The sequence below is a fragment of the Gordonia sp. 'Campus' genome (assembly GCF_022206305.1).
GTDB lineage: Bacteria > Actinomycetota > Actinomycetes > Mycobacteriales > Mycobacteriaceae > Gordonia.
Map to the genome: position 1 here is coordinate 26,927 of NZ_JAKOIW010000025.1, position 26,259 is coordinate 53,185.

25 protein-coding genes and 1 rRNA gene are annotated in these 26,259 nt (G+C 67.3%); 24 read left to right on the top strand and 2 right to left on the bottom strand.

Features of this window, described 5'->3' with window-relative positions; translation table 11 throughout:
- The first annotated feature begins 336 nt into the window (after window positions 1-336).
- From rpmE to MAY35_RS20870, 16 genes are all read left to right on the top strand, one after another.
- Window positions 337-549 (top strand): 50S ribosomal protein L31, encoded by a 213-nt coding sequence (rpmE, locus tag MAY35_RS20795; protein WP_010842972.1) that lies wholly within the window; start codon window positions 337-339, stop codon window positions 547-549.
- Window positions 550-660: 111 nt separating this feature from the next.
- Window positions 661-1,737 carry a peptide chain release factor 1 gene (prfA, locus tag MAY35_RS20800; protein ID WP_238423188.1) on the top strand — a complete coding sequence of 359 codons (1,077 nt, stop codon included), beginning with the start codon at window positions 661-663 and terminating at the stop codon, window positions 1,735-1,737.
- Window positions 1,738-1,742: 5 nt separating this feature from the next.
- A complete protein-coding gene (gene prmC, locus MAY35_RS20805; protein ID WP_238423189.1) occupies window positions 1,743-2,624 on the top strand; it encodes a peptide chain release factor N(5)-glutamine methyltransferase in 882 nt (293 codons plus the stop codon).
- A 42-nt stretch (window positions 2,625-2,666) separates the two neighbouring features.
- Entirely contained in the window at window positions 2,667-3,326 is a 660-nt protein-coding gene (locus tag MAY35_RS20810) for an L-threonylcarbamoyladenylate synthase (protein ID WP_238423190.1), read from the top strand.
- The gene (gene glyA, locus MAY35_RS20815; RefSeq protein ID WP_238423191.1) at window positions 3,323-4,582 is read left to right on the top strand and encodes a serine hydroxymethyltransferase; all 1,260 of its coding nucleotides are present in this window, start codon (window positions 3,323-3,325) and stop codon (window positions 4,580-4,582) included. The genes MAY35_RS20810 and glyA overlap by 4 nt, the downstream gene beginning before the upstream one ends.
- Before the next feature lie 51 nt (window positions 4,583-4,633).
- On the top strand, window positions 4,634-5,833 hold the full coding sequence (locus tag MAY35_RS20820; RefSeq protein WP_238423192.1) for a glycosyltransferase family 4 protein: 1,200 nt from the start codon (window positions 4,634-4,636) through the stop codon (window positions 5,831-5,833).
- Window positions 5,834-6,086: 253 nt separating this feature from the next.
- A complete protein-coding gene (locus tag MAY35_RS20825; protein WP_238423193.1) occupies window positions 6,087-6,500 on the top strand; it encodes a hypothetical protein in 414 nt (137 codons plus the stop codon).
- The gene (gene atpB / locus MAY35_RS20830; protein ID WP_238423194.1) at window positions 6,497-7,246 is read left to right on the top strand and encodes a F0F1 ATP synthase subunit A; all 750 of its coding nucleotides are present in this window, start codon (window positions 6,497-6,499) and stop codon (window positions 7,244-7,246) included. The genes MAY35_RS20825 and atpB overlap by 4 nt, the downstream gene beginning before the upstream one ends.
- A gap of 138 nt (window positions 7,247-7,384) precedes the next feature.
- Window positions 7,385-7,636, top strand: coding sequence for a F0F1 ATP synthase subunit C (locus tag MAY35_RS20835; RefSeq protein ID WP_004021252.1), 252 nt, complete (start codon window positions 7,385-7,387; stop codon window positions 7,634-7,636).
- Between the two features lie 47 nt (window positions 7,637-7,683).
- A complete protein-coding gene (locus MAY35_RS20840; protein ID WP_238423195.1) occupies window positions 7,684-8,172 on the top strand; it encodes a F0F1 ATP synthase subunit B in 489 nt (162 codons plus the stop codon).
- Window positions 8,173-8,174: 2 nt separating this feature from the next.
- Window positions 8,175-9,599 (top strand): F0F1 ATP synthase subunit B/delta, encoded by a 1,425-nt coding sequence (locus MAY35_RS20845; protein WP_238423196.1) that lies wholly within the window; start codon window positions 8,175-8,177, stop codon window positions 9,597-9,599.
- A 73-nt stretch (window positions 9,600-9,672) separates the two neighbouring features.
- Window positions 9,673-11,301 (top strand): F0F1 ATP synthase subunit alpha, encoded by a 1,629-nt coding sequence (gene atpA, locus MAY35_RS20850; RefSeq protein WP_238423197.1) that lies wholly within the window; start codon window positions 9,673-9,675, stop codon window positions 11,299-11,301.
- Window positions 11,302-11,345: 44 nt separating this feature from the next.
- Window positions 11,346-12,269: a F0F1 ATP synthase subunit gamma gene (locus MAY35_RS20855; RefSeq protein ID WP_238423198.1), complete on the top strand. Its 924-nt coding sequence runs from the start codon at window positions 11,346-11,348 to the stop codon at window positions 12,267-12,269.
- A gap of 68 nt (window positions 12,270-12,337) precedes the next feature.
- A complete protein-coding gene (gene atpD, locus MAY35_RS20860; protein ID WP_238423199.1) occupies window positions 12,338-13,786 on the top strand; it encodes a F0F1 ATP synthase subunit beta in 1,449 nt (482 codons plus the stop codon).
- 9 nt (window positions 13,787-13,795) lie between these two features.
- Window positions 13,796-14,176 carry a F0F1 ATP synthase subunit epsilon gene (locus tag MAY35_RS20865; protein ID WP_238423200.1) on the top strand — a complete coding sequence of 127 codons (381 nt, stop codon included), beginning with the start codon at window positions 13,796-13,798 and terminating at the stop codon, window positions 14,174-14,176.
- 216 nt (window positions 14,177-14,392) lie between these two features.
- On the top strand, window positions 14,393-14,833 hold the full coding sequence (locus tag MAY35_RS20870) for a DUF2550 domain-containing protein (RefSeq protein WP_238423201.1): 441 nt from the start codon (window positions 14,393-14,395) through the stop codon (window positions 14,831-14,833).
- A gap of 10 nt (window positions 14,834-14,843) precedes the next feature.
- Here MAY35_RS20870 and MAY35_RS20875 read toward each other — a convergent pair whose 3' ends face one another.
- The gene (locus tag MAY35_RS20875) at window positions 14,844-15,449 is read right to left on the bottom strand and encodes a cob(I)yrinic acid a,c-diamide adenosyltransferase (protein ID WP_238423202.1); all 606 of its coding nucleotides are present in this window, start codon (window positions 15,447-15,449) and stop codon (window positions 14,844-14,846) included.
- Window positions 15,450-15,505: 56 nt separating this feature from the next.
- Between MAY35_RS20875 and murA the strand changes: the two genes are divergently transcribed.
- The 7 genes from murA (at window position 15,506) to MAY35_RS20910 (ending at window position 24,156) form a co-directional block, all read left to right on the top strand.
- On the top strand, window positions 15,506-16,762 hold the full coding sequence (murA, locus tag MAY35_RS20880) for a UDP-N-acetylglucosamine 1-carboxyvinyltransferase (RefSeq protein ID WP_238423203.1): 1,257 nt from the start codon (window positions 15,506-15,508) through the stop codon (window positions 16,760-16,762).
- Between the two features lie 138 nt (window positions 16,763-16,900).
- On the top strand, window positions 16,901-18,172 hold the full coding sequence (gene mdo, locus MAY35_RS20885; RefSeq protein WP_238423204.1) for an NDMA-dependent methanol dehydrogenase: 1,272 nt from the start codon (window positions 16,901-16,903) through the stop codon (window positions 18,170-18,172).
- Window positions 18,173-18,221: 49 nt separating this feature from the next.
- On the top strand, window positions 18,222-19,295 hold the full coding sequence (locus MAY35_RS20890) for a MoxR family ATPase (protein ID WP_238423205.1): 1,074 nt from the start codon (window positions 18,222-18,224) through the stop codon (window positions 19,293-19,295).
- Window positions 19,292-20,827 (top strand): VWA domain-containing protein, encoded by a 1,536-nt coding sequence (locus MAY35_RS20895; RefSeq protein ID WP_238423206.1) that lies wholly within the window; start codon window positions 19,292-19,294, stop codon window positions 20,825-20,827. Before MAY35_RS20890 ends, MAY35_RS20895 begins: the two co-directional genes overlap by 4 nt.
- A 94-nt stretch (window positions 20,828-20,921) precedes the next feature.
- Window positions 20,922-22,103: an iron-containing alcohol dehydrogenase gene (locus MAY35_RS20900; protein ID WP_238423210.1), complete on the top strand. Its 1,182-nt coding sequence runs from the start codon at window positions 20,922-20,924 to the stop codon at window positions 22,101-22,103.
- Complete coding sequence (locus MAY35_RS20905) at window positions 22,103-23,503, top strand: sensor histidine kinase (RefSeq protein WP_238423207.1); 1,401 nt, start codon at window positions 22,103-22,105, stop codon at window positions 23,501-23,503. Before MAY35_RS20900 ends, MAY35_RS20905 begins: the two co-directional genes overlap by 1 nt.
- Entirely contained in the window at window positions 23,500-24,156 is a 657-nt protein-coding gene (locus MAY35_RS20910) for a response regulator transcription factor (RefSeq protein ID WP_281063161.1), read from the top strand. The genes MAY35_RS20905 and MAY35_RS20910 overlap by 4 nt, the downstream gene beginning before the upstream one ends.
- Here MAY35_RS20910 and mftM read toward each other — a convergent pair.
- A complete protein-coding gene (mftM, locus tag MAY35_RS20915) occupies window positions 24,149-25,015 on the bottom strand; it encodes a mycofactocin oligosaccharide methyltransferase MftM (RefSeq protein WP_238423208.1) in 867 nt (288 codons plus the stop codon). The two genes, MAY35_RS20910 and mftM, sit on opposite strands and share 8 nt — an antisense overlap.
- A gap of 1,034 nt (window positions 25,016-26,049) precedes the next feature.
- Here mftM and MAY35_RS20920 point away from each other — a divergent pair.
- Window positions 26,050-26,259, top strand: a 16S ribosomal RNA gene (locus MAY35_RS20920); the annotation flags it as partial.

Below are 26,259 nucleotides of genomic sequence, written 5' to 3' on the forward strand. Positions count from 1 at the left end.
TCCATGCTGTCGGTGAGCACAGGGATCCGGGGACCACTGGGATCCGGGGGGATCGCGCTCACCTGGCCGGCACGCGACGAGTCTGCACGGGCGGGCGCCGCCACGGTACTACACTTAGGCAACCCTTATCACCCCTCACGGCCGAGGCGTGACGCGTATCTCGCCGGGAGCGGCGGGAATGCATCGGTCCGGTCTGCTGTTGATGCATCTGCGACCGCGTGACCGGGATTTTTGCTGGTGATGCAGCACATGGCATACTGAGCGGTCGAGTCCGGTTCCGGTTCACACCATCGACACGCGACGGTGACCCGGCGACCACAGAAAGGGACAGCCACCATGAAGCAGGGAATCCACCCCGAGTACGCGACGACCACCGTCGTCTGCGGCTGCGGCAACACCTTCGAGACCCGCAGCACCGCTGCGAACGGTCGGATCAACGTCGAGGTCTGCTCGCAGTGCCACCCGTTCTACACGGGCAAGCAGAAGATCCTCGACACCGGTGGCCGTGTCGCCCGGTTCGAGAAGCGCTACGGCAAGCGCGCCAAGTAGACCACGCTGCGACGCCCGCCCGACGATCAGTCGGGACGGGCGTCGTTGTGTTTTGGTCACCATCGGAATCCGGTTCTGGGTCAGCGCCGGTCGACAAGTGAGGACGCCTCCATGAGTACGCAGAGTCCCTCGGCCATCGACGACATCCTGGCCGAACACTCCGGCCTCGAACGCCAGTTGGCGGATCCGGCGCTGCACGACGACCCGACCGCCGCCCGGCGGGTGGGCAAACGGTTCGCCGAACTCGCACCCGTGATGTCGACGTACGCGAGGCTGAAGGCGGCCCGCGACGACCTGGAGGCCGCCCGCGAACTCGCCTCGGACGACGCGTCGTTCGCCGCGGAGATCCCCGCGCTCGAGGAGGCGGTCGCCGAACTCGACGCCGCCCTCACCGATCTGCTCGCCCCCCGCGACCCCCACGACGGCGACGACGTGGTGTTGGAGATCAAGTCCGGGGCCGGTGGCGAGGAGTCCGCGCTGTTCGCCTCCGATCTCGCCCGCATGTACCTCAAATACTGTGAGCGGCATGGGTGGAAAGCCCAGATCCTGGGCATGACCGAATCCGATCTCGGCGGCTACAAGGAAGCCACCATCTCCATCAAGTCCAAGGAGACGGTGCGCGACGGTGTCTGGTCGCGGCTGAAGTTCGAGGGCGGTGTGCACCGCGTCCAGCGCGTGCCCGTCACCGAGTCGCAGGGACGCATCCACACCTCGGCCGCCGGTGTGTTGATCTACCCCGAACCCGAAGAGGTCGCGGAGGTGGTGATCGACGAATCGGATCTCCGCGTCGACGTCTACCGCTCCTCCGGGAAGGGTGGGCAGGGCGTGAACACCACCGACTCGGCCGTCCGCCTCACCCACCTGCCGACCGGCATCGTCGTGACGTGCCAGAACGAGCGGTCGCAGTTGCAGAACAAGGCGCGGGCGATGCAGGTGCTGGCGGCGCGTCTGCAGTCCGCCGCAGAAGAAGAGGCCGACGCCGCCGCGGCCGAGGGCCGGGCGGCGCAGATCCGCACCGTCGACCGTTCGGAGCGGATCCGCACCTACAACTTCCCCGAGAACCGCATCACCGACCACCGGATCGGATACAAGGCGAGCAATCTCGACGCCGTGCTCGCCGGTGACATGGACAACCTGCTCGACGCACTCGTGGCCGCGGACCGGCAGGCCCGCATGGAAGCCGAATAGGCGCCATGTCCGGGGTGCCGGCCCGGCCGGTCGACGAACTACGCTCGGCCGCAACACGACTCGCGGAGTCGGGGATCGACACCCCACGCCGGGACGCCGAGTGGTTGCTGGCGCACGTCCTCGGCGTCGATGTGGGTCGTCTGGTGATGGTCGACGGGATCGACGAGCCCGGCCTAGGTGCCTTCCGCGACGCCGTGGAGCAGCGCGCGCAGCGGATTCCGTTGCAGCACATAGTGGGTACGGCTGCATTCGGCCCGGTCGACCTCGCGGTCGGTCCCGGAGTCTTCATCCCGCGCCCCGAAACCGAATATCTCCTGGAATGGGCCGTCGGTCATCTCGGTTCGTCGCCGGGACCACACGTCGTCACCGACCTGTGCAGTGGCAGCGGGGCACTGGCCATCGCGATCGCGACGATGGTCCCCGAGACCCGGGTGCTGGCCGTCGAGGCCGACGGCGCCGCGTTGCAGTGGTTGCGCCGGAACGCGGCCGACGCTCGATGCGCACCGGGATCGCGCGTCGAGGTCGCCGACGCCGACGTCACGGACGCCACCCTGATGGCGGGGCTCGTGGGGTCTGCGAGCGTTTCTCTCGTGGTCGCCAACCCACCGTATGTACCGCTCGACGCCGAGGTCGGACCCGAGGTCGCACACGACCCCGCCCGCGCGGTGTTCGGGGGAGCGGACGGCATGTCGGTGATCGTGCCCATGGTGCCCGTCATCGCCGAGATGCTGGAACCCGGCGGGTTGGTGGGCATCGAGCACGACGACACGACCGCGGCGCCGGTGACCGAATGCCTGCGCGCGAGCGGTTCCTTCGAGGACGTGACCCCGCGGCGAGACCTCGCCGGGCGGCCGAGGTTCGTCACGGCACGACGGACACGAGGCTGACGGGGCGCCCGTCTCGCGGGCGGGCCGTGCGAGGATATTCGGGTGAGCATTGTTTTCGACTGCAACGATCCGCAGAACCGCTCGTCGGGGATCCGGGCGGCCGTCGGGGCTGCGAAGGCCGGACGCCTTGTCGTCATGCCCACCGACACGCTCTACGGAGTCGGTTGCGACGCCTTCGATTCCGATGCCGTCGGCGCGTTGCTGGCCGCCAAACACCGCGGACGCGACATGCCGGTGCCCGTATTGGTGGGGTCGTGGAACGCGATCGACGGACTCGTTCTCTCGGTGCCCCAACCGGCGCGCGACCTCATCGAGTCCTTTTGGCCGGGTGGCCTGAGTCTCGTTGTCCGACAGGCTCCTTCACTGGCATGGGATCTCGGCGACACCGACGGCACCGTCATGCTGCGGATGCCGCTGCACCCGGTGGCGATCGACGTGCTGCGGGAGGTGGGACCGATGGCGGTCTCGAGTGCCAATGTGTCCGGACAACCCCCGGCGACGACGGCCGACGAGGCGCGCGAGCAGCTCGGTGACGAGGTGTCGGTCTACCTCGACGGCGGGCCGGCGCCGGCGGCGCAGGCATCCACCATCGTCGACCTCTCCGGGGTGTCACCCCGCGTCCTCCGTGAGGGCGCGGTGTCCACGGCTGCGGTCGCCGAGGTCCTCGACGTGGACCCGAGTTCGCTCCTCCCTGAGCGATGAGCCCGGTCCCCGGGCAGTCCGGCGCGGGTGGGTCGGGGTCCGGTGACCTCGCGACCGGGGACCCCGTGGTCGATGCCCTGATCGCCCGCGAGTCACGACGGCGCGGATCGGAGTTGCAACTCCTCGCGAGCGAGACCGAACCGACCGCCGGTGTTCGTGCCGCGATGGCGTCGGTCTTCGACGCCAAGTACGCCGAGGGGTACCCGGGCTCCCGTTTCCACGGCGGGTGCGAGGTGGCCGACGAACTCGAAGAGCTCGCGATCGCCCGCGCCCGGGACCTGTTCGGTGCCGAGTACGTCAATGTGCAGCCGTTGTCGGGGAGCGCGGCCAATCTCGCGGTCTATGCGGCCTTCGCGCAGCCGGGCGACCCGGTTCTCGCCCTCAAGCTCGAACACGGCGGCCACCAGACCCACGGCTCGCGCGCGAACTTCTCCGGGCGCTGGTTCTCGCCCCTGCACTACGAGGTGGGACGCGAGGACGAACTCCTCGACTACGACCGCATCCGGGATCTGGCCCTGGTGCACCGGCCCCGGATTCTCGTGGCCGGAGCCGCGGCGTACGCACGGACCTTCGATTTCGAACGGTTGCGTGCGATCGCCGACGAGGCCGAGTGCATCCTGTGGGTCGACGCCGCGCATCTCGCCGGTCATGTCGCCGCGGGCCTGCAGCCCTCGCCGGTTCCGCACGCGGACATCGTCACCCTGTCGACCAACAAGGTGATCCGCGGGCCGCGGGGCGGCGTCGTCCTCGCCCGTGGTGAGCATCGAGAAGCTCTGCGCAAGGCCGTCTTCCCCTTCGTCCAGGGCGGCCCGGCGATGAACTCGATCGCGGCCAAGGCGGTGGCCCTCGTCGAGTCGGGCACCGCGGAGTTCGCCGGACACGTGCGTCGGACCGTCGACAACGCCCGGGACCTGGCCGCGGCACTGGCCGCGCGGGGTGGCCGGGTGGTGTCCGGGGGCACCGACCTCCACTTCGCCGTCATCGACGTGACCGGTTTCGGGGTGACGGGAGTCGAGGCGCAGTATCGCCTCGCCGCGGCGGGCATCGTCGTCGACAAAGCCGTGCTCCCGTTCGACCCTCGGCCGGTCACCGTGGGTTCGGCGATCCGGATCGGCACCCCGGTTGCCACTGTCCGAGGGCTCGGTACCGACTCGATTCCCGCTGTCGCCGACGCGATGGTCGCCGCGATGTCGACCCCGGATCGTGAGACACACGATCGGATCCGTCGCGAGATCGCGGATACGGCATGCGGGTAGCGTGGTCGGCGTGCTCGAGTCCTCTGATCGCGGGGCGCCGGTGGTGATCCGATGACCGGTGCCGGTCCGGTGCTGCTCGCCGCGGCCTCGGACGGGGGAGGGACCGGTGTCCCGCTGCGCGAGCTGCTCCTCGTGGGACTCACCGCTGCCGCGATGACCTATCTGTTGACGTCAGCGGTGCGGGTCTTCGCGATCCGCGCCGGTGCGGTCGCGGTGCCCCGGGTGCGCGACGTCCACGTGATACCCACGCCACGACTCGGTGGGCTCGGGATGTTCGGCGGGGTCGTCGCGGGCATCGCACTGGCGGCCAACCTGCCCGCACTCAACCGCGGGTTCGCCTACACCACCGACATGACCGCGGTGATCGCCGCCGGCACGGTGATCGTCCTGGTGGGTGTCGTCGACGACCGATGGGGTCTCGATGCGCTGACGAAATTCGTCGGACAACTGACCGCCGCCGGCGTGCTCGTGCTCCTGGGCATCAGCTGGCTGCAGCTCTACATCCCCTTCGCCGAGATCGGGACCCTGGTGCTCGACCCGTTGCAGGCGGGCCTGCTGACCGTGGCGATCACCGTGGCGACCATCAACGCGATCAACTTCGTCGACGGCCTCGACGGGCTCGCCGCCGGACTCGGGCTCATCGCCGCGGCGGCGATCTGCATGTTCTCGCTCGGCCTGCTGCGCGACCAGGGGGGCGACGTCAGTTATTACCCGCCGGCGCTCATCTCGGTGGCACTGGCGGGGGCGTGCCTGGGATTCCTCCCGCACAACTTCTCCCCGGCCCGGATCTTCATGGGTGATTCGGGGGCGATGTTGATCGGTCTGCTCCTCGCCGCTGCCTCGACGAGCGCGTCGGGACGGATCGCCGTCAACGCATACGGGCCGGCCGACATCTTCACGTTGCTGTCACCGCTCATCCTGGTGGCGGCCGTGGTGTTCATCCCGATGCTCGACATGCTCCTCGCCGTCATCCGGCGTACCCGCGCGGGAGTGGGTTTCTACACCCCGGACAAGATGCACCTGCATCATCGACTGCTCGAGCTCGGTCATTCGCAGCGTCGGGTGGCGCTCATCATCTATCTGTGGGTGGGGGTCCTGGCCTTCTCCGCCGCGGCGAGCACGCTGTTCCCGCTCTCGGTCGTGGCGCCCGCCTTCGGCGCCGGACTGGTGGTCGCGATGCTGGTGACGATGGCGCCGAGGCTGCACCGACGGTTCGCCGAACTGCGAACCGCGACCAGGGCATACCGCTGAACCGATGGACCGAACCCTTAGGTAAGGAAACCGTAAAAACTCGTGTACTATCGGCCGTAGTAGTCGGCGAGAGCACTGTCCCGGACACAAAGCCCCGGTTCCGTCTCTTGCGACGAATACCCCCCGGTGAGACACCCGGACGAGTGTTGGTAGGGTCACATCACACGCGAGCTGACGCCCAGCGGCCATGCGCTGCTGCACGTACGCGGGTGCCCCGTGCCGTCGGTATGGAGTAGGAGAGCTGAGGAGGGACATGACCGCATCTGCCCCTGATTCGGCCCCCGTCTATCCGCAGGCGCCGACCGGACTCCGCCGCCCCGCACTCATCGCGGCCGGGTTCATCGTGGTCGTCGCGGCCGTCTCGCTCGCCGTCGGGCACCCCTTGTTCGCGGTGTTCTTCCTTCTCGGTGTCGCCGGGATCTTCGTCAACGCGATCCTCGTCCGCCGCGCCGTCGACGTCGTGGTCGCCGACGAGAACCCGCGCAAGACCGCACTTGCTCTCAACTCCGCCATGCGGCTCGGCGCCATCACGGCGCTCGCGTTGCTGGCGGCCTTCCTGGTCCAACCCGACGGGTTGGGCGCAATGTTCGGACTCGCCATCGGCCAAGTGGTCTTGGTGCTGAACACGGTCATTCCGGTGATGAAAGGACTTCGTAGCCAACCATGACGACCGCCTTCAACCTTGCCGCAGAGGATGGCGAACCAGCCATCCAGGTGGGTCATTACACCAAGTTCGAGCTGTTCGGACTGACCTTCAACCTGGAGACCATCATCGCGACGGCGCTGGCCGCGGCGATCTTGCTCGCGTTGGCCTTCTACCTGAAGTCGAAGGTCACCTCGACCGGTGTGCCGTCGGGTGTGCAGCTGTTCTGGGAGGCCATCACCATCCAGATGCGCGGCCAGGTCGAGAGTGCCATCGGCATGAAGATCGCCCCGTACGTCCTGCCGCTCGCCGTCTCGCTGTTCACCTTCATCCTGATCTCCAACTGGCTGTCGATCCTGCCGGTCCAGGTCGGCCACCACGAGATCCTCAAGCCGCCGGCCGCGGACGTGAACTTCGCCTACGCCCTCGCCGTGTTCGTGTTCGTCTGGTACCAGATCGCCGGCTTCCGGGCCCGCGGCCTCCTGGGTCACCCCAAGCGGATCATCAAGGGCCACGTGGCATTCCTCGCACCGATCAACGTCATCGAGGAGTTCACCAAGCCGATCTCGCTGTCGCTGCGACTCTTCGGCAACGTGTTCGCCGGCAGCATGATGGTCGCACTGATCGCTCTCTTCCCGCCCTACATCATGTGGGCGCCGAACGCGATCTGGAAGTCGTTCGAGCTGTTCGTCGGCCTCATCCAGGCCTTCATCTTCGCGCTGCTGACGATCCTGTACTTCTCGCAGTCGATGGAGACCGAAGACCACTGATCGCCCGGCCACGGGCATCACGCGCGGTGCGCCGACCGGCCGCGTACACAACCGAACATCACGACCTGCGCCGGCACCTGTCGACGCAAACACAGACCTGACACACCAGATGTCAGCAACCGAAAGGGAAATATCACAATGGATCCAATGATTGGCCTCGGCGCACTCATCGGTGGCGGCCTGATCATGGCCGGTGGCGCCGTCGGTGCCGGTATCGGTAACGGTCTCGCCGGTAGCCAGCTGATCGCCGGTATCGCCCGTCAGCCGGAGGCACAGGGTCGCCTGTTCACCCCGTTCTTCATCACCGTCGGTCTGGTCGAGGCGGCCTACTTCATCAACCTGGCCTTCATGGCGCTCTTCGTGTTCGCCACCCCGATCAGCGCCGGCTGATCGTCGCTCTCCCTTTTGTCGCCGAGTAGAAACGACACCTCACCACAATGACGCTTGCTGCAGAGAACTTCCTGCTTCCGAATGGAACGTTCTTCGTTGTCCTGCTCATCTTCGTGATTTTGCTGCTGGTCATCCGCAAGTTCGTGGTTCCGCCGATTCAGCAGGTCCTCGAGGAGCGGGACGAGATGATCCACCGCACCGCGGAGGACAATCGGACTGCCGCCGCCGAATTCGAGGATGCGGACGTTCAGTTCCGTTCGCTCCTCAAGGAGGCGCGCGGTGAGGCCACCGCCAAGCGCGACGAAGCTCGCGCCCAGGGCCGTGAACAGCTGAACGAGATGAAGCAAGCAGCGTCCGCCGAGGCCGACGCCGCCCTGCAATCGACCAGCTCCGAGCTGTCGACGCAGGGTGAGCAGGCCGCCTCGACGGCTGCAGCTGATGTGGACGCACTCGCCAAGACCCTCGCGGCGCGTGTGCTCGGTGTCGACTCGGCCTCTCTTTCCGAAACCCGATCGACGAGCGGAGCGGTGAACTGACCATGGCTGCCAACACTGAGACCGAATCCGGCCAGGGGCCCATCGGCACCTGGCTGCACGACATCGGTGCTGCGTTCGACCCTGCGATCTTCATCGCTCAGCTCTTCGGCTTCGCGGTCATCCTCTTCCTGCTCTGGAAGTACGTCCGCCCGCCCGTGCAGAAGATGATGCGCGATCGACAGGAGACCGTGCGCCAGCAACTCGCCGACAGCGAGGCCGCTGCCAAACGTGTCGCCGACGGCAAGAAGGCACGCGAGAAGGCCGTGGCCGAGGCCCGTGCCGAGGCCGAGCAGATGAAGAAGGACGCCGAGGCTGATGCCGAGGCGATCACCTCCGATATCCGCGCCCAGGCCGACCACGAGGTCAAGCGCATCTCCGAGCACGGCCGCAATCAGGTCGCGCTGGTGCGGGCCAACCTCGTGCGACAGCTGCGCACCGACCTCGGTCTCACCGCGGTCGACAAGGCGGGCGAGATCGTCCGTAACCACCTCGCCGACGACTCGGCCCAGGCGGCCAGCGTCGACCGGGTCATCGACGAGCTCGAGCAGATGTCCTCGGGTTCGGCGAGTTCGGTCGCCTCGAGCGCGCAGCTCGTCGGCCTGCACGCCATGCGTGCGGCGAGTCGTGACGCCGCCCTCGCGGTGTCCGAGCAGTTCGACTCCGCGGCAAGCGATCTCGACGGATCGGCGCTCGCAGCGGCGTCAGGCGACCTCACCGCGGCCATCAACTTCCTCAACGACAACCCGGTGCTGCGCAAGCGGCTCGTCGAGGACGACGAGAACCCCGAGGGCAAGAAGGCCCTGGTCCACAACCTGTTCGACGGCAAGGTCGCTCCGGTCGTGGTCGAGGTCCTCGCGACCGCGTCGAGCCATCGGTGGTCGTCGTCGAGTGACTATGTGATCGGTCTGCGCCGGCAGAACTCGCTGATCGTGCTGACCGCCGCCGAACGCGACGGGGTCATCGAGCAGGTCGAGGACGAACTGTTCCGCGTGAGCCGCGTCCTCGAAGCCAATCCGCAGCTCGCCTCGCTGCTGTCGGAGCACGGCAAGGATGCCGACAAGCGGGTCGATCTGCTGCAGAAGCTGGTGGGCGAGAAGGTCCACACGCACACCTGGACGCTGCTGTCGTCGACCATCCGGCTGCTGCAGGGTCAGGCAGCCGACGTCGCCATCGACCAGCTCGCCGAGCTGGCCGCCGCGCGCCGCGGCGAGTCGGTCGCCCACGTGGTGTCCGCCTCCGAACTGTCGGACGCCCAGATCGATCGTCTGTCGAGCGTGCTCGGCGGAATCTACGGACGGACCATCTCGGTGCAGACCGAGGTCGCACCGGAACTGCTCGGCGGACTCCGGATCAGCGTCGGCGACGAGGTCATCGACGCCGATGTCGCGACACGCCTGGCCAAGGCCGCGGAAACGCTCCCGCGCTGACGACCAGCACCACGAACACCCGAACACCACAGAGCCTCAGAGCCTCAGAGCCCACAAGGAAAGACGAGAACCCATGGCGGAGTTGACGATCTCACCAGACGAGATTAAGGGAGCGATCGAGCAGTACGTCTCGTCGTTCGAAGCCGAAGCGTCGCGTGACGAGGTCGGCGTGATCACCGATACCTCGGACGGCATCGCTCACGTCGGCGGCCTCCCGAGCGCGATGGCCAACGAGCTCCTCGAGTTCCCCGGCGGCGTCCTCGGCGTCGCGCTGAACCTCGACGAAGACGAGATCGGCGCCGTCATCCTGGGTGACTACGAGTCGCTGGAAGAGGGCCAGCAGGTCAGCCGCACCGGCGACGTGCTCTCGGTGCCCGTCGGTGACGCGTTCCTCGGACGCGTCGTCAACCCGCTAGGCGCCCCGATCGACGGCCAGGGCGACATCGAGGCCGAGGAGCAGCGCGTCCTCGAGCTGCAGGCCGCCTCGGTGCTCGAGCGCCAGCCGGTCGAGGAGTCCCTCGCCACCGGCATCAAGGCCATCGACGCCATGACCGCCATCGGCCGTGGCCAGCGCCAGCTGGTCATCGGCGACCGCAAGACCGGCAAGACCGCGGTCTGCATCGACGCGATCCTGAACCAGAAGGCCAACTGGGAGACCGGCGACCCGACCAAGCAGGTCCGCTGCATCTACGTGGCGATCGGTCAGAAGGGTTCGACCATCGCGGGCGTCAAGTCGGCACTCGAAGAGGCCGGCGCGATGGAGTACACCACCATCGTCGCGGCCCCCGCCTCCGACTCGGCCGGCTTCAAGTGGCTCGCCCCGTACACCGGTTCGGCCATCGGTCAGCACTGGATGTACCAGGGCAAGCACGTCCTCATCGTGTTCGACGACCTGACCAAGCAGGCCGAGGCCTACCGCGCGATCTCGCTGCTGCTGCGTCGCCCGCCGGGCCGCGAGGCATACCCCGGTGACGTCTTCTACTTGCACTCGCGTCTGCTGGAGCGTTGCGCCAAGCTGTCCGACGAGCTCGGCGGCGGTTCGATGACCGGCCTGCCGATCATCGAGACCAAGGCCAACGACGTCTCGGCGTTCATCCCGACCAACGTCATCTCGATCACCGACGGTCAGGTCTTCCTGGAGTCGGACCTCTTCAACAAGGGCGTCCGTCCCGCCATCAACGTCGGTACCTCGGTGTCGCGCGTCGGTGGTGCCGCACAGACCAAGGGCCTCAAGAAGGTGTCGGGCTCGCTGCGTCTGGAGCTGGCCCAGTTCCGCGAGCTGGAGGCCTTCTCGGCCTTCGCCTCCGACCTCGACGATGCGTCGAAGGCGCAGCTCGAGCGCGGTGCGCGCTGGGTCGAGATGCTGAAGCAGGACCAGTACAGCCCGTTCTCGGTCGAGGATCAGATCGTGTCGATCTACCTCTGCGGTGAAGGCCACTACGACTCGGTCCCGGTCGACGACGTGCGCAACTTCGAGACCCAGCTGCTGAGCCACCTCCACCACAACGCCAAGGGTGTCTACGACTCGATCGCCGGCGGCAAGGCACTCGCCGACGACCAGGCCGAGGCCCTCGTCGCCGAGACCAACAAGTTCAAGAACGGCTACCTCACCCATGACGGACGACGCGTCGTCAACGAGGCCGAGGCCGAGGCGATGGATGCCGACAACGTCGAGAACGAAGAGATCAAGATCCGCAAGTGATCTCGACGTCAACGGACATTGCGATAAGGAAGGGGTGAGGGCTCATGGCCAGCATTCGTGAGCTGCGCTCACGCATCCGGTCGGTCCAGTCGACCAAGAAGATCACCAAGGCGCAGGAGCTGATCGCGACCTCGCGCATCACCAAGGCGCAGGGACGGGTGGCCGCGGCCAAGCCGTACTCGCAGGAGATGACCGCGGTGCTCTCCGAGCTCGCGAGCAACTCGGGATCACTGGACAACCCGCTGCTCAACGAGCGGGAGAATCCCAAGCGCGCGGCGATCCTGGTCGTGACCAGTGACCGAGGCATGTGCGGCGGTTACAACGCCAACGTGCTGAAGGCGACCCGCGAACTCATCGCGCTCCTGCGCGACGAGGGCAAAGAAGCGGTGCTGTTCGTCATGGGCCGGAAGGGCGTGGGCTTCTTCAGCTTCCGCGGCCTCGAGGTCTCGGATTCCTGGACGGGCTTCTCCGAGTCGCCGCAGTACTCCGACGCCGCGACTGCGACGAGCTTCCTCGTGGACCTCTTCCAGGCCGGTTCGGGGACCGAGGTCGAGCGCCCGGGCGGCGACGGCACCCTCGAGGGTGTCGACGAACTGCACCTGGTCTACACCCGGTTCCAGTCGATGCTCGCCCAGGTGCCCGAGGTCCGGCGGGTCGCCCCGCTGGTCGTCTCCGAAGACGATGACTCGTCCGACGACACCGCATCGCGCAACTACACCTTCGAGCCGGGTGCGGAGGCGCTGCTCGACGCGCTGCTGCCGAAGTACGTGGCGACGCGGGTCTACGCGGCGCTGCTGGACTCGTCGGCATCGGAATCGGCGGCACGCCGTACCGCGATGAAGGCCGCGACCGACAACGCCGAGGAACTGTCCAAGTCGCTGTCACGCGAGGCGAACCAGCTCCGCCAGGCCCAGATCACCCAGGAAATCAGCGAGATCGTCGGCGGCTCGAGCGCACTGGCCAACTAGCCCGCGCTGCCATCGACACCGGCCCGACGAGACCCATACTTCGATAAAGAGGAAGTGACCCAAGCACCATGACCGCAGCAGTAGAAACCCCCTCCGCGCAGTCGGCGGGTTCCGCCGACGGGCGGGTCGTCCGCATCATCGGCCCCGTGGTCGACGTCGAGTTCCCGCGGGGCTCGATCCCTGAGCTGTTCAACGCCCTGCACGCCGAGGTCGCCCTTCCCTCGGTGGCGAAGACCCTGACGCTCGAGGTCGCTCAGCACCTCGGTGACAACCTGGTGCGCACCATCTCGATGCAGCCGACCGATGGTCTGGTGCGCGGTGCCTCCGTGTCCGACACCGGCAAGTCGATCGTCGTGCCGGTCGGCGACGTGGTCAAGGGTCACGTCTTCAACGCGCTCGGCGACTGCCTCGACAGCCCGGGTCTCGGTCGCGACGGCGAGCAGTGGAGCATCCACCGCAAGCCCCCGGCCTTCGACGAGCTCGAGGGCAAGACCGAGATCCTCGAGACCGGTATCAAGGTCATCGACCTGCTGACCCCGTACGTCAAGGGCGGCAAGATCGGTCTGTTCGGTGGTGCGGGCGTCGGCAAGACCGTCCTCATCCAGGAGATGATCACCCGTATCGCGCGTGAGTTCTCCGGTACGTCGGTGTTCGCCGGCGTCGGCGAGCGCACCCGTGAGGGCACCGACCTCCACCTCGAGATGGAGGAGATGGGCGTTCTCCAGGACACCGCCTTGGTGTTCGGTCAGATGGATGAGCCGCCGGGCACTCGTATGCGCGTGGCTCTGTCGGCGCTGACCATGGCGGAATACTTCCGCGATGTGAAGCACCAGGACGTGCTGCTGTTCATCGACAACATCTTCCGCTTCACGCAGGCCGGCTCGGAGGTCTCGACCCTCCTCGGCCGTATGCCGTCCGCGGTGGGTTACCAGCCGACCCTGGCCGATGAGATGGGCGAGCTCCAGGAGCGCATCACCTCGACCAAGGGTCGCTCGATCACCTCGCTGCAGGCGATCTACGTCCCCGCCGACGACTACACCGACCCGGCGCCGGCCACCACGTTCGCGCACCTCGATGCGACCACCGAGCTCTCGCGTCCGATCTCGCAGCTGGGTATCTACCCGGCCGTGGATCCGCTGACGTCGACCTCGCGAATCCTCGAGGCCTCGATCGTGGGCGACGAGCACTTCCGCGTCGCCAACGAGGTCAAGCGCATCCTGCAGAAGTACAAGGAGCTGCAGGACATCATCGCCATCCTCGGTATGGACGAGCTCTCCGAAGAGGACAAGGTCACGGTGCAGCGTGCGCGCCGTATCCAGAAGTTCCTCGGCCAGAACTTCCTCGTCGCCGAGAAGTTCACCGGCCAGAAGGGCTCGGTCGTCCCGCTCGCCGACACCATCGAGGCCTTCGATCGTGTCGCCAAGGGCGAGTTCGATCACCTGCCCGAGCAGGCGTTCAACAGCTGCGGTGGACTCGACGACGTGGAGGCCGCCGCCGCCAAGATCAGCGGAAAGTAGCGGTTCGCCATGGCTGAGAAGTCCTTCCACGTGGAGGTTGTCTCCGCGGATCAGAGCTTGTACTCGGGTGAGGCCACGTTCCTGATCGCGCAGACGACCGTCGGCGAGCTGGGTGTCCTGGCCAACCACGAACCGCTTCTGGGACAGCTCGTCCCGGGCGGCTTCGTGGTCATCGTCGAGGAGGGTGGCAAGCGTCGTGCGGCAGCAGTCGAGGGCGGGTTCCTCTCCGTCACCGGCGAGGCCGTCACGGTGCTGGCGGAATCGGCCGACTGGGCCGACGACGTCGATCTCAACGCGGAGAAGACCGCGCTCGACGAAGCCGAGCCGGATTCCCCCGAGTACCACCGTGCTCACGCGCGTCTGACTGCGGCACAACACCTTTCGAAGTAGCTCACGCCGCGCGAGCGGTGAGTTCATGCACACGACCTCGGCCGGTCATCGGGATGTCACCGATGACCGGCCGAGGTCGTTCGCGTCACGCGTGCATGGTCTGGCATGCTTGTGGCACAGCCCCGTCCCAGGTTTACGCAGCCCACGTCGTCGTCTTGAGCCCCACCGGGTTCGACGCCTTCGCGTATCCGTGGTGACTGCCCAAAGGAGTAGGTGATGTCGCTGCCGGTCGTGTTGCTCATTGTGCTGCTGGCTGTTGCGGTCGTCGTCTGTGTCCTGCTCGCGACGCGCCTGGTTCAGCTGCGCAGGGCAGGCACCCCGGTGCTGCTCCGGTCGGTTCCGGCGGCGGTGGACGAGGGGTGGCGGCACGGGACCGTTCACTACAGCGACAACTCGCTGCGCTACTACCGCCTCACGTCGCTGCGGCCGGGTCCGTCGGTGACGTTCGCACGTCAGGGTCTGGAGATCTCGGGGCGTCGTGGGCCCGAGGGGACCGAGGCGGAGATCCTCGACGGGATGCTGATCCTCCAGGTGCAGACCGCGGGCCAACCGGACAACGATTACGAACTCGCCATGGGACCGGGCGCGGTCACGGCCTTCCAGTCGTGGCTGGAGTCGCGTCAGTCCTCGCGGTCTCAGCGCCGCAAGAGCGCGTAGACGCCGCCGTTCAGCGAGCGGGGCGTTCTCGGTTGCCGCCGGGCACCCACTTCACGTCGCCAGGCGAACCCTGCGCGGTGCGATTCGCCACCCGCGAGAGGATGAACAGCAGGTCGGACAGCCGGTTGAGGTATTTCGCCGGCAACACGCTGGTGTTGTCCGGGTGTGCGTCCACGGCTGCCCACGCCGACCGTTCGGCTCGGCGGACGACCGTGCGCGCCTGGTGGAGAAGAGCGGCCAGCGGTGTCCCGCCCGGCAGGATGAACGAGTCCAGCGCGGGAAGGTCGGCCCCGAACCGGTCGCACCACGTCTCGAGCGCATCGATGTAATCCTGGGCGATCCGCAGCGGCGGGTACTCGGGGTCCTCGATGACCGGCGTGGAGAGGTCCGCCCCGGCGTCGAACAGGTCGTTCTGGACGGTGCGCAGTACGACGCGGATCTCCTCGGGAACGTCCTCGCCCAGGGCGAGGGCCACACCGATGACCGCGTTCGCCTCGTCGCAGTCGGCGTAGGCGACGACGCGCGGGTCCGTCTTCGGCACACGGGAGAAGTCACTGAGTCCGGTGGAACCGTCATCGCCGGTCCGGGTGTAGATCCTCGTCAGGTGTACCGCCATGCGTTGAATGTACTGCGTCGGTGGGACGTCGGACGGGGGCGGTTAAGGTGGCACTCGTGAGCGATCGGTTTCTGGTGTCGGGCGGGGCACGTCTGTCGGGCGAGGTGTCGGTGGGCGGCGCCAAGAACAGCGTTCTCAAACTCATGGCCGCCGCCTTGCTCGCCGAAGGGACGACGACGCTGACCAATGCGCCGGAGATCGCCGATGTGCCGTTGATGGCCGACGTGTTGCGCGGCCTCGGGGCCGTCGTCGAGCAGAACGGCGACACGGTCACGATCACCGCGCCGGCCGAACCCAAATACCACGCCGATTTCGCGGCGGTTCGCCAGTTCCGCGCGTCGGTGTGCGTGCTCGGTCCGCTGATGGCTCGCTGCCATCGGGCCGTGGTGGCACTTCCGGGCGGGGACGCGATCGGATCGCGGCCGCTCGACATGCACCAGGCCGGCTTGCGCGCACTGGGTGCGACCAGTTCGATCGAGCACGGTTGTGTGGTTGCCGAGGCCGATGCGCTGATCGGCGCACCGATCGCACTCGAGTTCCCGTCGGTCGGCGCGACCGAGAACATCCTGATGGCCGCGGTGCTCGCCGAGGGGCAGACGACGATCGACAATGCCGCGCGCGAGCCGGAGATCGTCGATCTGTGCGAGATGCTGCAGCAGATGGGTGCGCAGATCGAGGGCGCCGGGACGTCGACACTGACCGTGGTGGGGGTGGAACGGCTGCATCCGACCACACATCGAGTGGTCGGCGACCGTATCGTCGGCGCCACCTGGGGGATCGCGGCCGCGATGACCCGCGGCGACGTGACGGTACGTGGCGTGAAACCAGCGCATCTCCAGCTGGTCCTGAACAAGCTCGTCGACGCCGGTGCCGTCGTCGACACCTTCGACGACGGCTTCCGGGTCCGGCACGACCGCCGTCCGACAGCGGTCAACGTGTCCACGCTGCCGTTCCCGGGTTTTCCCACCGACCTGCAACCGATGGCGATCGGTCTTGCCGCGATCTCCGAGGGCATGTCGGTCATCACCGAGAACGTCTTCGAGGCTCGGTTCCGGTTCGTCGAGGAGATGGTGCGCCTCGGTGCTGATGCGCGGACCGACGGTCACCATGCGGTCATCCGCGGCATCGAACGACTCTCGAGTGCTCCGGTGTGGTGTTCGGACATCCGCGCCGGCGCCGGGCTGGTCCTGGCCGGGCTCGTCGCCGACGGGGTGACCGAGGTACACGACGTCGAGCACATCGACCGTGGCTACCCGCATTTCGTGGAAATCCTGCGCAGCCTCGGCGGCGAGATCGAGCGCGTGAGCGACTGAACCTGTCCGATCGGGCAGGCAACGGCCCCTCCCCGCGGGTGTATCCCCGTCGAGTAGGGTCAGGACCCCTTGTCGCGGTTGTGATCTGGGCGACATTCTCGTTGTGACAGACCCAACCGTCACAAGGAGTTCACCACCATGGCCATTGAGCTGAACCAGATCTGGGACTTCCCCATCAAGGAGTTCCACCCGTTCCCGAAGGCGAAGCTCGGCGTCGGCGCGCACGACATGCTCGGGGTCGAGGCCAAAGAACTGGGCATGACCCGCGCGTTGCTCATGACCACCGGTCTGCGCGGGTCGGGGATCATCGAGGAATTGATCGGCAAGATCGAGTACCAGGGCGTCGACGTCGTCCTGTTCGACCAGGTGGAGTCCAATCCCAAGGACTACAACTGCATGGACGCCGCGGCTCTCTACCAGTCGGAGAAGTGCGATGGCATCATCTCGGTGGGCGGCGGCTCGAGCCACGACGCCGCGAAGGGCGCGCGGATGGTCATCGCGCACGACGGTCGCAACATCAACGAGTTCGAGGGCTTCTCCAAGGCCACGAACAAGGAGAACCCGAAGCACATCGCGGTGTCCACCACGGCCGGAACGGGTTCGGAGACGTCCTGGGCATACGTCATCACCGACACCTCGGACATGAACAAGCCGCACAAGTGGGTGGCCTTCGACGACACGTGTCTCGTCGACCTCGCGATGGACGATCCGCTGCTGTACTACACCTGCCCCGAACACTTCACCGCGTTCTGCGGCTTCGACGTGCTGGCCCACGCGAGCGAGCCGTACGTCTCGCGACTGGATTTCGCGCCGTCGCTCGGCAACGCGAAGTACTCGATCGAACTCATCCGGGATCACCTGCGCACAGCGGTGTACGACCCGCGCAACCTGGAGGCCCGCACCGGGATGATGCACGCGCAGTACATCGCCGCGCAGGCGTTCAACTCGGGCGGCCTCGGTCTGGTGCACTCGCTGTCACACGCGGTGAGCGCCTTCTACGACAGCCACCACGGGCTCAACAACGCGATCGCGCTGCCGCGTGTGTGGGAGTACAACCTGCCCGCGCGGTTCGAGCGGTACGCCGAGATCGCGGCGCTGCTGGGCGTGGACACCTCGAAGATGACCACGGTGCAGGCAGCCGACGCGGCGGTCGAGGAGGCCATCCGGCTGTCCAAGGACCTCGGGATCCCGGACAACTTCGGCCAGCTCTCGACGGCCAGCTATGACAAGAACCGGATGAACACGGGCAAGTACGAGGGCCGCGGCGAGACCATGGACACCTCGGACAAGCAGATCCGGGCGATCGCCGAGCACATGATGGACGACTGGTGCACGCCCGGGAATCCGCGCGAGAGCACCGTCGAGTCGCTCATCCCGATGGTCGCGCACGCCTTCACCGGCAGCTACTGAACCGACCACCGGCCCCGCCACCGAGCCCCGACAAGGAGTCACACCACCGATGACCGACATCTGCGCCCCGCCGGCACCGTCCGAGGACATCGCCCATTTCGGTTCCGTCGAGGAGCTGACGGAGGCTCTGGGTTCCCAGGGTTATCTGATCGGTCCGGACCTGGCGGTCGTCGTCCATCTGGCGACGCTCCTCGACCGGCCGCTGCTGTTGGAGGGGCCGGCCGGGGTCGGCAAGACCGAGCTGGCCAAGGCGCTGGCCGCGGCGTCGGGGCGAGAGCTCGTGCGGTTGCAGTGCTACGAGGGCCTCGACGAGTCGCGTGCGCTGTACGAGTGGGATTACGCCCGTCAGCTGTTGCACGTGCAGATGCTGCGCGATCGGATCAGTTCCGAACTCGCTGCCGAGACGACCCTCTCGGCGGCGAGTTCGGCACTCGCCCGCGCCGAGGTCGGGGTGTACACCGAGGACTTCCTCGTGGCGCGGCCGCTGTTGGCCGCCATCACGTCGACCTCACCGTCGGTCCTGCTCGTCGACGAGATCGATCGCACCGACGAGGCGATGGAGGCGGTGATGCTCGAAGTGCTCGCCGAACGTCAGGTCACCGTGCCCGAACTGGGCACCTTCGTCGCACGGTCGTCGCCGTGGGTCATCTTGACCTCCAACGACACCCGCGAACTGTCGCCCGCCCTGAAACGCCGGTGCCTGCACTTCCAGGTCGACTATCCGGATTCGGAGACCGAGCGTGCGATCGTCGGTGTCCGCGCCCCCGAGGTGGAGGACGCGGTGATCGGTGAGGTGGTCGACCTCGCGCGCCGCCTGCGAGACCTGCCGTTGCGCAAGAGTCCGTCCATCGCCGAGGTCATCGACGCCGCGCGGGCGGCGTCGTACCTCGGCGTCGGTGGCGGTACGGGCGGTTCCGTCGACGACCATCAGGGCGCGCTGCTCGCGCTGTTGGTGAAGTTCGGGTCCGACGGCGACACGGCCAGGCGTGCGTTGGCATCGGTCGGCGGTGACGAGGGCGGCGCGCCCGTCGGATCGGACGGCACGACCCCCATCGGATCGGTGACCGCCCGGGCGTTCGGGGCCGGACGCGCCCGCACCGCGGGTGTCCGCGCGGGTCGATGACCCACGCACCGGTCGTGGCGCGCCGCGAGGAGGTGCTCGACCGGCTCGCGGTCGCGTTCGGGCGCGTGCTCCGCGGTGCCGGCGTCGCGATCTCGCCCGCGGAGGTGATCGAGATCCGGCGCGCGATGTCCATCGTCGGCGGCGGCGAGCCCACCGTGCTGCGCGCGGCACTACGCGCGGTCTGTGTCAAATATGCCTATGAGGCACCGAGTTTCGAGATCGCCTTCGATGTGTTCTTTCTCGGTGCGGCGCCGGTCGGTGGCGACTCGGACGGCCTGCCCCGACCTCGGGGTGTGGCCGCGGACCTCCCCGACGATGTGGTGTGGGACGAGGATTTCGACGGCGCCGGCCGCCGCATCGGAGCCGATGAACACACCGACGAGATCGGGCATCTGATGGCCGACGACCCCGATGCGGCGCAACGGCACGGAGAGAGCGCGCATCGGGAAGAGAACGACTTCAGTGTCTCCGCCGGTGCCGAGCGGCTCGGGGTCGACACCGAGGAGGGAGCCACCGGCGGGGGAGTGACCTACACCGTCGAGATCGACACGGCCGACTCGTCCACGGTCGGGGAACTGACCTCGGCGGCCGCGCGCGTCCGCGGCCGGCCGCTCGGACTGGACGGTGCCGCGGCGATACTGGCTGCTCTCGATGCCTTCGATCCGCGCCGGGCGTACGGGACGGATGGGACCGATGAGCTCGGCGAGGGGCGTCGAGCCGACCTCGAGCAGGCGTTGAACGCGTTCGTCGACGCGCTGGCGGCCCGCCTCGAAGCCGAGGGTCTCGCCGGGTCGGTCGGGGAACACACCGAGACGACCGGTCATGTCGATCAGGGGGAGATCGACCGTGCCTGTCATCGGCTGGTCCAGCGGATGCGCGGCGCACCACGCCGCGTTGTTCGCCCAGTGGACCGGGGGGCGCTCGACATCAGGGCGACGATGCGTGCGTCGGTCGCCACCGACGGTGTGCCCGCCGAGCTGTGGCGTCGACGCCTGCGGCCCGGTCCGGTGCGGATGCTCGTGCTCGTCGACGTCTCGCTCTCGGTCCGTCCGGTCACCGGCTTCATCCTGAGATTGGCCCAGACCCTGCATCGTCTCGGCGACCGGTGCGAGGTGATCGCCTTCGTCGACCGCCCCGTACGGGTGACCACCGCCCTTCGTGCCGCGACGGCCGACGCGGCACTGACGGCGGTCCTCGCCGCCGACGGTCTGGATCTCGCCGCGACGAGCGACTATGGCGGCGTGTTCGCCGGGATGCTCGGCGAGTTCGGGGATCTCGTCGGGCGGCGGACGTCCGTGCTGGTCGTCGGGGACGCCCGCAGCAACGGCGCGGATCCACGCGTCGATCTGATGGCCGAGATCGCGCGCCGCGCGCACCGCATCGCGTGGATCACCCCCGAACCCGAGCGCTACTGGAGCCAGTCCGGATGTGCGATGGCCGATTACGCCGAGTTCTGCGACGGAGTCGTGAGCGTTCGCGATGCGGCCGAGATGGTCGCGCACTGTGACGAGTTGGGTGCAGCGCTCAGGTGAGGTGAGTAGCGTCGGAGTACCGGCGAGCCGGCGCAGGCAGGTGGGGCGGGCGACCGTCGTCGACGAGGTGTCAGAGGGATCGGAGGCAGGTCGGATGCATGGTGGTGGCGCGCACCGTCAGAGGTCGTCGGGCCTGGTCGCCAAGTTCCACGCGCCGGAGATCGTCCTCGGACCGGGCGCATTCGGTGAGGTCCCGGTCGCCACGGCCGGTCTCGGGATGCGCCGGCCCTTCGTGGTGAGCGATCGCCGCCTGGAGGCGACGCCGTGGTTCGCACAGTTGCGCGACGGGTTGCGGCGGGCGGGTCTCGCCGTCGAGTCGTATCTCGACGTGTCTCCCAACCCGCGGGCGGCCGAGGTCGCGGCCGCGTTCGTCGCCTACGAGGCGCACGACGCCGACGGGCTGGTAGCGCTCGGCGGGGGGTCGGTCATCGACGCCGCCAAGGGTGTCGCCGTGCTCGCGTCGAACGGCGGACACATCCTGGAATACGAGGGGATCGACCGAGCTCGCCGTCCACTGCCCCCACTCGTCGCGGTCCCGTCCACGGCGGGCAGCGGTGCCGACGTCTCCCAGTTCTGCATCATCAACGACGCCGAGCGGCGCACCAAGGTGACGATCATCGGGCGGTCGCTGGTGCCCGACGTCACCGTGAGCGACCCGACCCTGCTGACCACCGCGCCCGCGGAGGTCACCGCGCAGGTGGGGATGGACGTACTGACCCACTGCGTCGAGGCCTATGTGTCCCTCGCGCACGGGCGTTTGACGGATTCGCTTGCGCTGGAATCGATCAGAGGTGTCTGGTCGCACCTCGAGAGACTCGTCGACGACCCGCGGGATGAGGTGGCGGCCGAGGAGATGTCATTGGCGGCGCTGCGGGCGGGCATGGCGTTCACGAACGCGATCCTCGGCGCGACCCATGCCATGAGCCATCCGGTCGGCGGCCATTGCGATGCGCCGCACGGCGCCATCAACTCGGTGTTGCTGCCGCATGTGATCCGGTACAACGCACACGTGTGCGCGGACGGGTTCGTCGATCTCGCCGATGCCATCGGTGTGGACACCCGCGGCGACGCACGGGCGGTGGCCGACCGGCTGGCCGATGCGGTCGCCGGTCTGGGTGAGCGGGTGGGGATGCCGTCGACATTGGCCCCGCTCGGCGTGCGGACCGTCGACCTGGACCAGCTGACCGTCCATGCCCTGGCCGACTCCTGCATGATGACCAACCCGCGCCGCCCGGAGGCCGCCGGAATCCGCGACCTGTACGCGGAGGCGTTGTGATGGTCGACCCCGCGCCGGACCGGGGCGTCCGCCCCGAACAGGCCGACCTCGACAGCCTGGTCGGTCTGCGATCGGTGAAGGGCAGTCACTATGCGGCATTGCGCGGGGTCGAGGCCCGACTGAGCCGGGTGGTCGGTGCGCTCGAACGCATCTCCCGTGCTCTGGTGCGCACGGCTGAAGGCCCCGAAGCCCTCGTCACCTCCGTCGTGGAGGCGGCCCGCGACCACCTGGATGCGGAGTGGGTGGTGTTCGCGCTCGCCGACGGCCGGCTCGAACAGTCGGCCCCGAGGCATCTGATCTGCGCGAGCGGCGGTCGGTTGTTCGCCTTCGAGGGTTCGCAGAACGCCTCCGCCCCAGATGACCTGCCCGATCCGGTGCTCAACCGGCTCAACGACATCCTGCGCGGCCACGCGCCCCTGCTGCACGGCCCGATCCTGGAGGAGGATCACGTGCACGTCCCGGTGGAACTCGACGGCAGTGTCGTCGGCGGCCTGTCGGCGTGGACCCCCGCGGGCCGCGGCGTGGACCCCACCGATGTCGTCGTCTTGCGGATCCTCGCCAGTCAGGCGATCGTGGCGCTGCTCAACGCCGAGCTCTTCTCCGAGACCAACAGGCACGCAGTGGAATTGGCAGAACGGAACAGCGAACTCGAACGGACTCAGCGGGAGCTGTCCGCGGCGATGCGGGCCACCGTTCTCAACGAGGAGCGCGCGCGGATCGCGCGCGAGCTGCATGATTCGGTGACCCAGTCGGTTCTGTCGGCGGGCGTGCAGATCGAGCTGTGCCGCGGCCTCGTCGACGGACCGGCGCTGGATCGACTGCAGATGGCCGGACGCCTCACCAAGGAGGCGGTCGAGCAGCTGCGATCGTTCATCTACGCGCTGAACAACGCGACGAACGCCCCTTCGCCGAGTGTTCGCGAGGTCCTGACCGAGCTGTGCTCCCTGCACATGCCCCCCGACCTGCACACGTCGGTCGACGTGCGTGGACGCGCCCGCGATCTCGCGGACGACGTGCAGCACGCGCTGCTGCGGATCGCGGGAGAAGGGTTGTTCAATGCCGCGATCCATTCTCACGCCGGCCGTGTCGCGGTGACGCTGACCTACCGGCCGGACCGGGTCGGGCTGTCCGTCGACGACGACGGTGTGGGTGACCCGGACCACCTGCGTCGCGTCCTGCGCACCGCGTCGCTGGGTGACCTCACCGCGGGTCGGCATCGTGGTCTGGCGAACATGTCGTCGCGGGCGGCCGAGCTGGGCGGCGAGCTGCGGATCCGTCGGTCCCGCCTCGGCGGCATCCGGATCGGCGCGGTCCTGCCCACCGTGCGACCGTCGTCGACGACCGACCTCCACACCTCCGCGATCGCGGACGGACCGATATCGATCAAGGAGTCCGGTTGAGCGGCACCGACACCACACGCCCGATCAGAACGCTGCTCGTCGACGACCACGCGCTGTTGCGCGAGGGAATGCGTTCGTTGCTGGAACGCGACCGAGTGGTCGAGGTGGTGGGTGAGGCGGGTTCACACGACGCGGCGCTGGCCGAGGTGAACGCGTGCCGGCCCGATGTCGTGGTCGTCGACCTGAAACTGTCCGCGGGTACCGAGTACGAGGGTCTGCGACTGATCAAAGAGATCGCGCAGCGCCACCCCGGGGTCGCGGCCCTGGTGCTCACGACCTTCCTCGACGACGATCTGGTGGTCCGGGCGGTACGTGCGGGAGCCCGCGGGTACGTGGTCAAGGACGTGGACACCACCGAACTCGTACGCGCCATTCAGGCGGTGTCGACCGGAGGTAGCGCGTTCGACCCACGCAGCGCCGCCGTCGTGCTGCGGACCGTCTCCGGAGAGGGCGACACGTCCGAGGCGCTCAGTGACCGCGAACGTGAGGTGTTGCGCCTCCTGGCGGACGGTCTGTCCAACAAGCGCATCGGTGAAACGCTCTACATCTCCGAATCGACCGTGAAGTTCCACATTCGCAACATCATTCGCAAACTCGGGGTGTCCAAGCGCACCGACGCGGTGTACATCGCGAGCAAGCGCGGACTCATCTGAGCTCGTCGCGGCGCGGGGTCAGGACGAGCCAGCCCCCGTGGTCGACCAACACCTCGGCGCCGGCGTGGGGCACCTGCCGCGCCCACGAGTACAGGTCGGACTCCCGAAGCCGCAACACGTGGCCGAAGTGGGGACTGGGCTGCTCTTCGAAGGGCACTCCGACGACGACTCGACGACGCGCGACCCGAAGCGCTTCGGTGATCGCGGTCAGAGCGGCGGAGGCATCGAGATGCTCGAGAAGGTGGATGAGCGTCACCGTGTCGGCGAAGCCGTCCGGGTAGGGGAGCGCGGTGGCGTCTCCGACCGTGGCGTCGACCGACACACCCTGCCGACGGGCGGCCGCGGACAACAACGACACCGCGCCCGGCGAGATGTCGCAGGCGGAGACGTCGAACCCCTCCATCGCGCATCCGAGCGCGAAGAACCCGAAGCAGGACCCGACCTCCAGGACACTGCGTCCTCGGAGCAGAGCACGCGCGCGCTGGTGAACCGGGGCGAATGCCGATATGCCGCAACGTAATTCGCGAAGCGAGTTCCGATAGAACGCCGACCACGCATCGGTGGCCGACGCGGCAGATGTGTGGATGATCCCCAGGGCGGCGGCTTCGAACTGTTCCTGGCCCGAGAGAACTCCTGCGTCGACGAGCGACACCAGCCCGTCGACGACACCTGCGTCTGACACCGAGCCTTCGTCGAAGGGATGGGCGATGTGCACAACGCCGGCCACGGCGCGCCAGGAGAGCAGACCGCACCGAACGAAACCCGAAGGCACCAGCGAGGATCGGCGCACCACGGGCGCCGGGGGTCCGGCCGGCGTCGCGGGGCGAGCCGACCCCGAGATCTTCTCGATTGCAGTCATGCATCGACCGTAGGAACTCGCTGACCTGCGCATAACTGACCAAGAGGTGGCCACTGCCTGTCCGAACGGACGGTTTGCGGCGCACGTCACACTCGCGACTTCGCCCGATCCGAAGGCGTGGCAGCGGTATTCACGAGCAACGCCGCGTCGGTGACCTGGGGCGATGACGCAACCGGGTGTTGGCGACCTGGCGATTTGACCCTGGCGATCCGGTTGCGTAACTTTCTTCAAGTCAGCGAGCCACGGCGCCGCCCCGGAGGGCCTGAGAGGGTCTGATGGCGGGGAGTTGGAGACCGGGTTTGTCGTTGGCCGCCCCTGATTGTTTTGGTTGGGACATGTTGATGTCGTGGCTGGGTGGTTGGGGTTGCCGGGTCCCTTGAGTTCGGAACTTTTCGGAGTTGCGGGCTGCGGATGGGGTCTGGTAGGCTGGAAGAGTTGCCCCGGAGACGGGGTGGCGCGGAAGGTTGACATGCAAGTCTGCTGGTGAGAGCCCTGTAAGGGGTGGGTAGCTGGTGGGTGTGTGTTCTTTGAGAACTCGATAGTGTGATGATGAATTGTCTGATGCCAATTGATGGCATCGAGCATCTATTTTGTGGATGTTGATGTTTGTTTTGTGTGGCGNTTTGGTTGGGACATGTTGATGTCGTGGCTGGGTGGTTGGGGTTGCCGGGTCCCTTGAGTTCGGAACTTTTCGGAGTTGCGGGCTGCGGATGGGGTCTGGTAGGCTGGAAGAGTTGCCCCGGAGACGGGGTGGCGCGGAAGGTTGACATGCAAGTCTGCTGGTGAGAGCCCTGTAAGGGGTGGGTAGCTGGTGGGTGTGTGTTCTTTGAGAACTCGATAGTGTGATGATGAATTGTCTGATGCCAATTGATGGCATCGAGCATCTATTTTGTGGATGTTGATGTTTGTTTTGTGTGGCGCTCGGCCTCGTCTGGGTGTCACATGTTTTTGCTAGGTTTATTTTGGTCAGGTTTGCTTTCCTGATTGTGTTGAAACGCTGGCTCTTTCGGGGGCTGGTTTTGTTTCGCTATTTTTTCATGGAGAGTTTGATCCTGGCTCAGGACGAACGCTGGCGGCGTGCTTAACACATGCAAGTCGAACGGAAAGGCCCAGCTTGCTGGGTACTCGAGTGGCGAACGGGTGAGTAACACGTGGGTGATCTGCCCTGCACTCTGGGATAAGCCTGGGAAACTGGGTCTAATACCGGATATGACCATGGGATGCATGTTCTGTGGTGGAAAGCT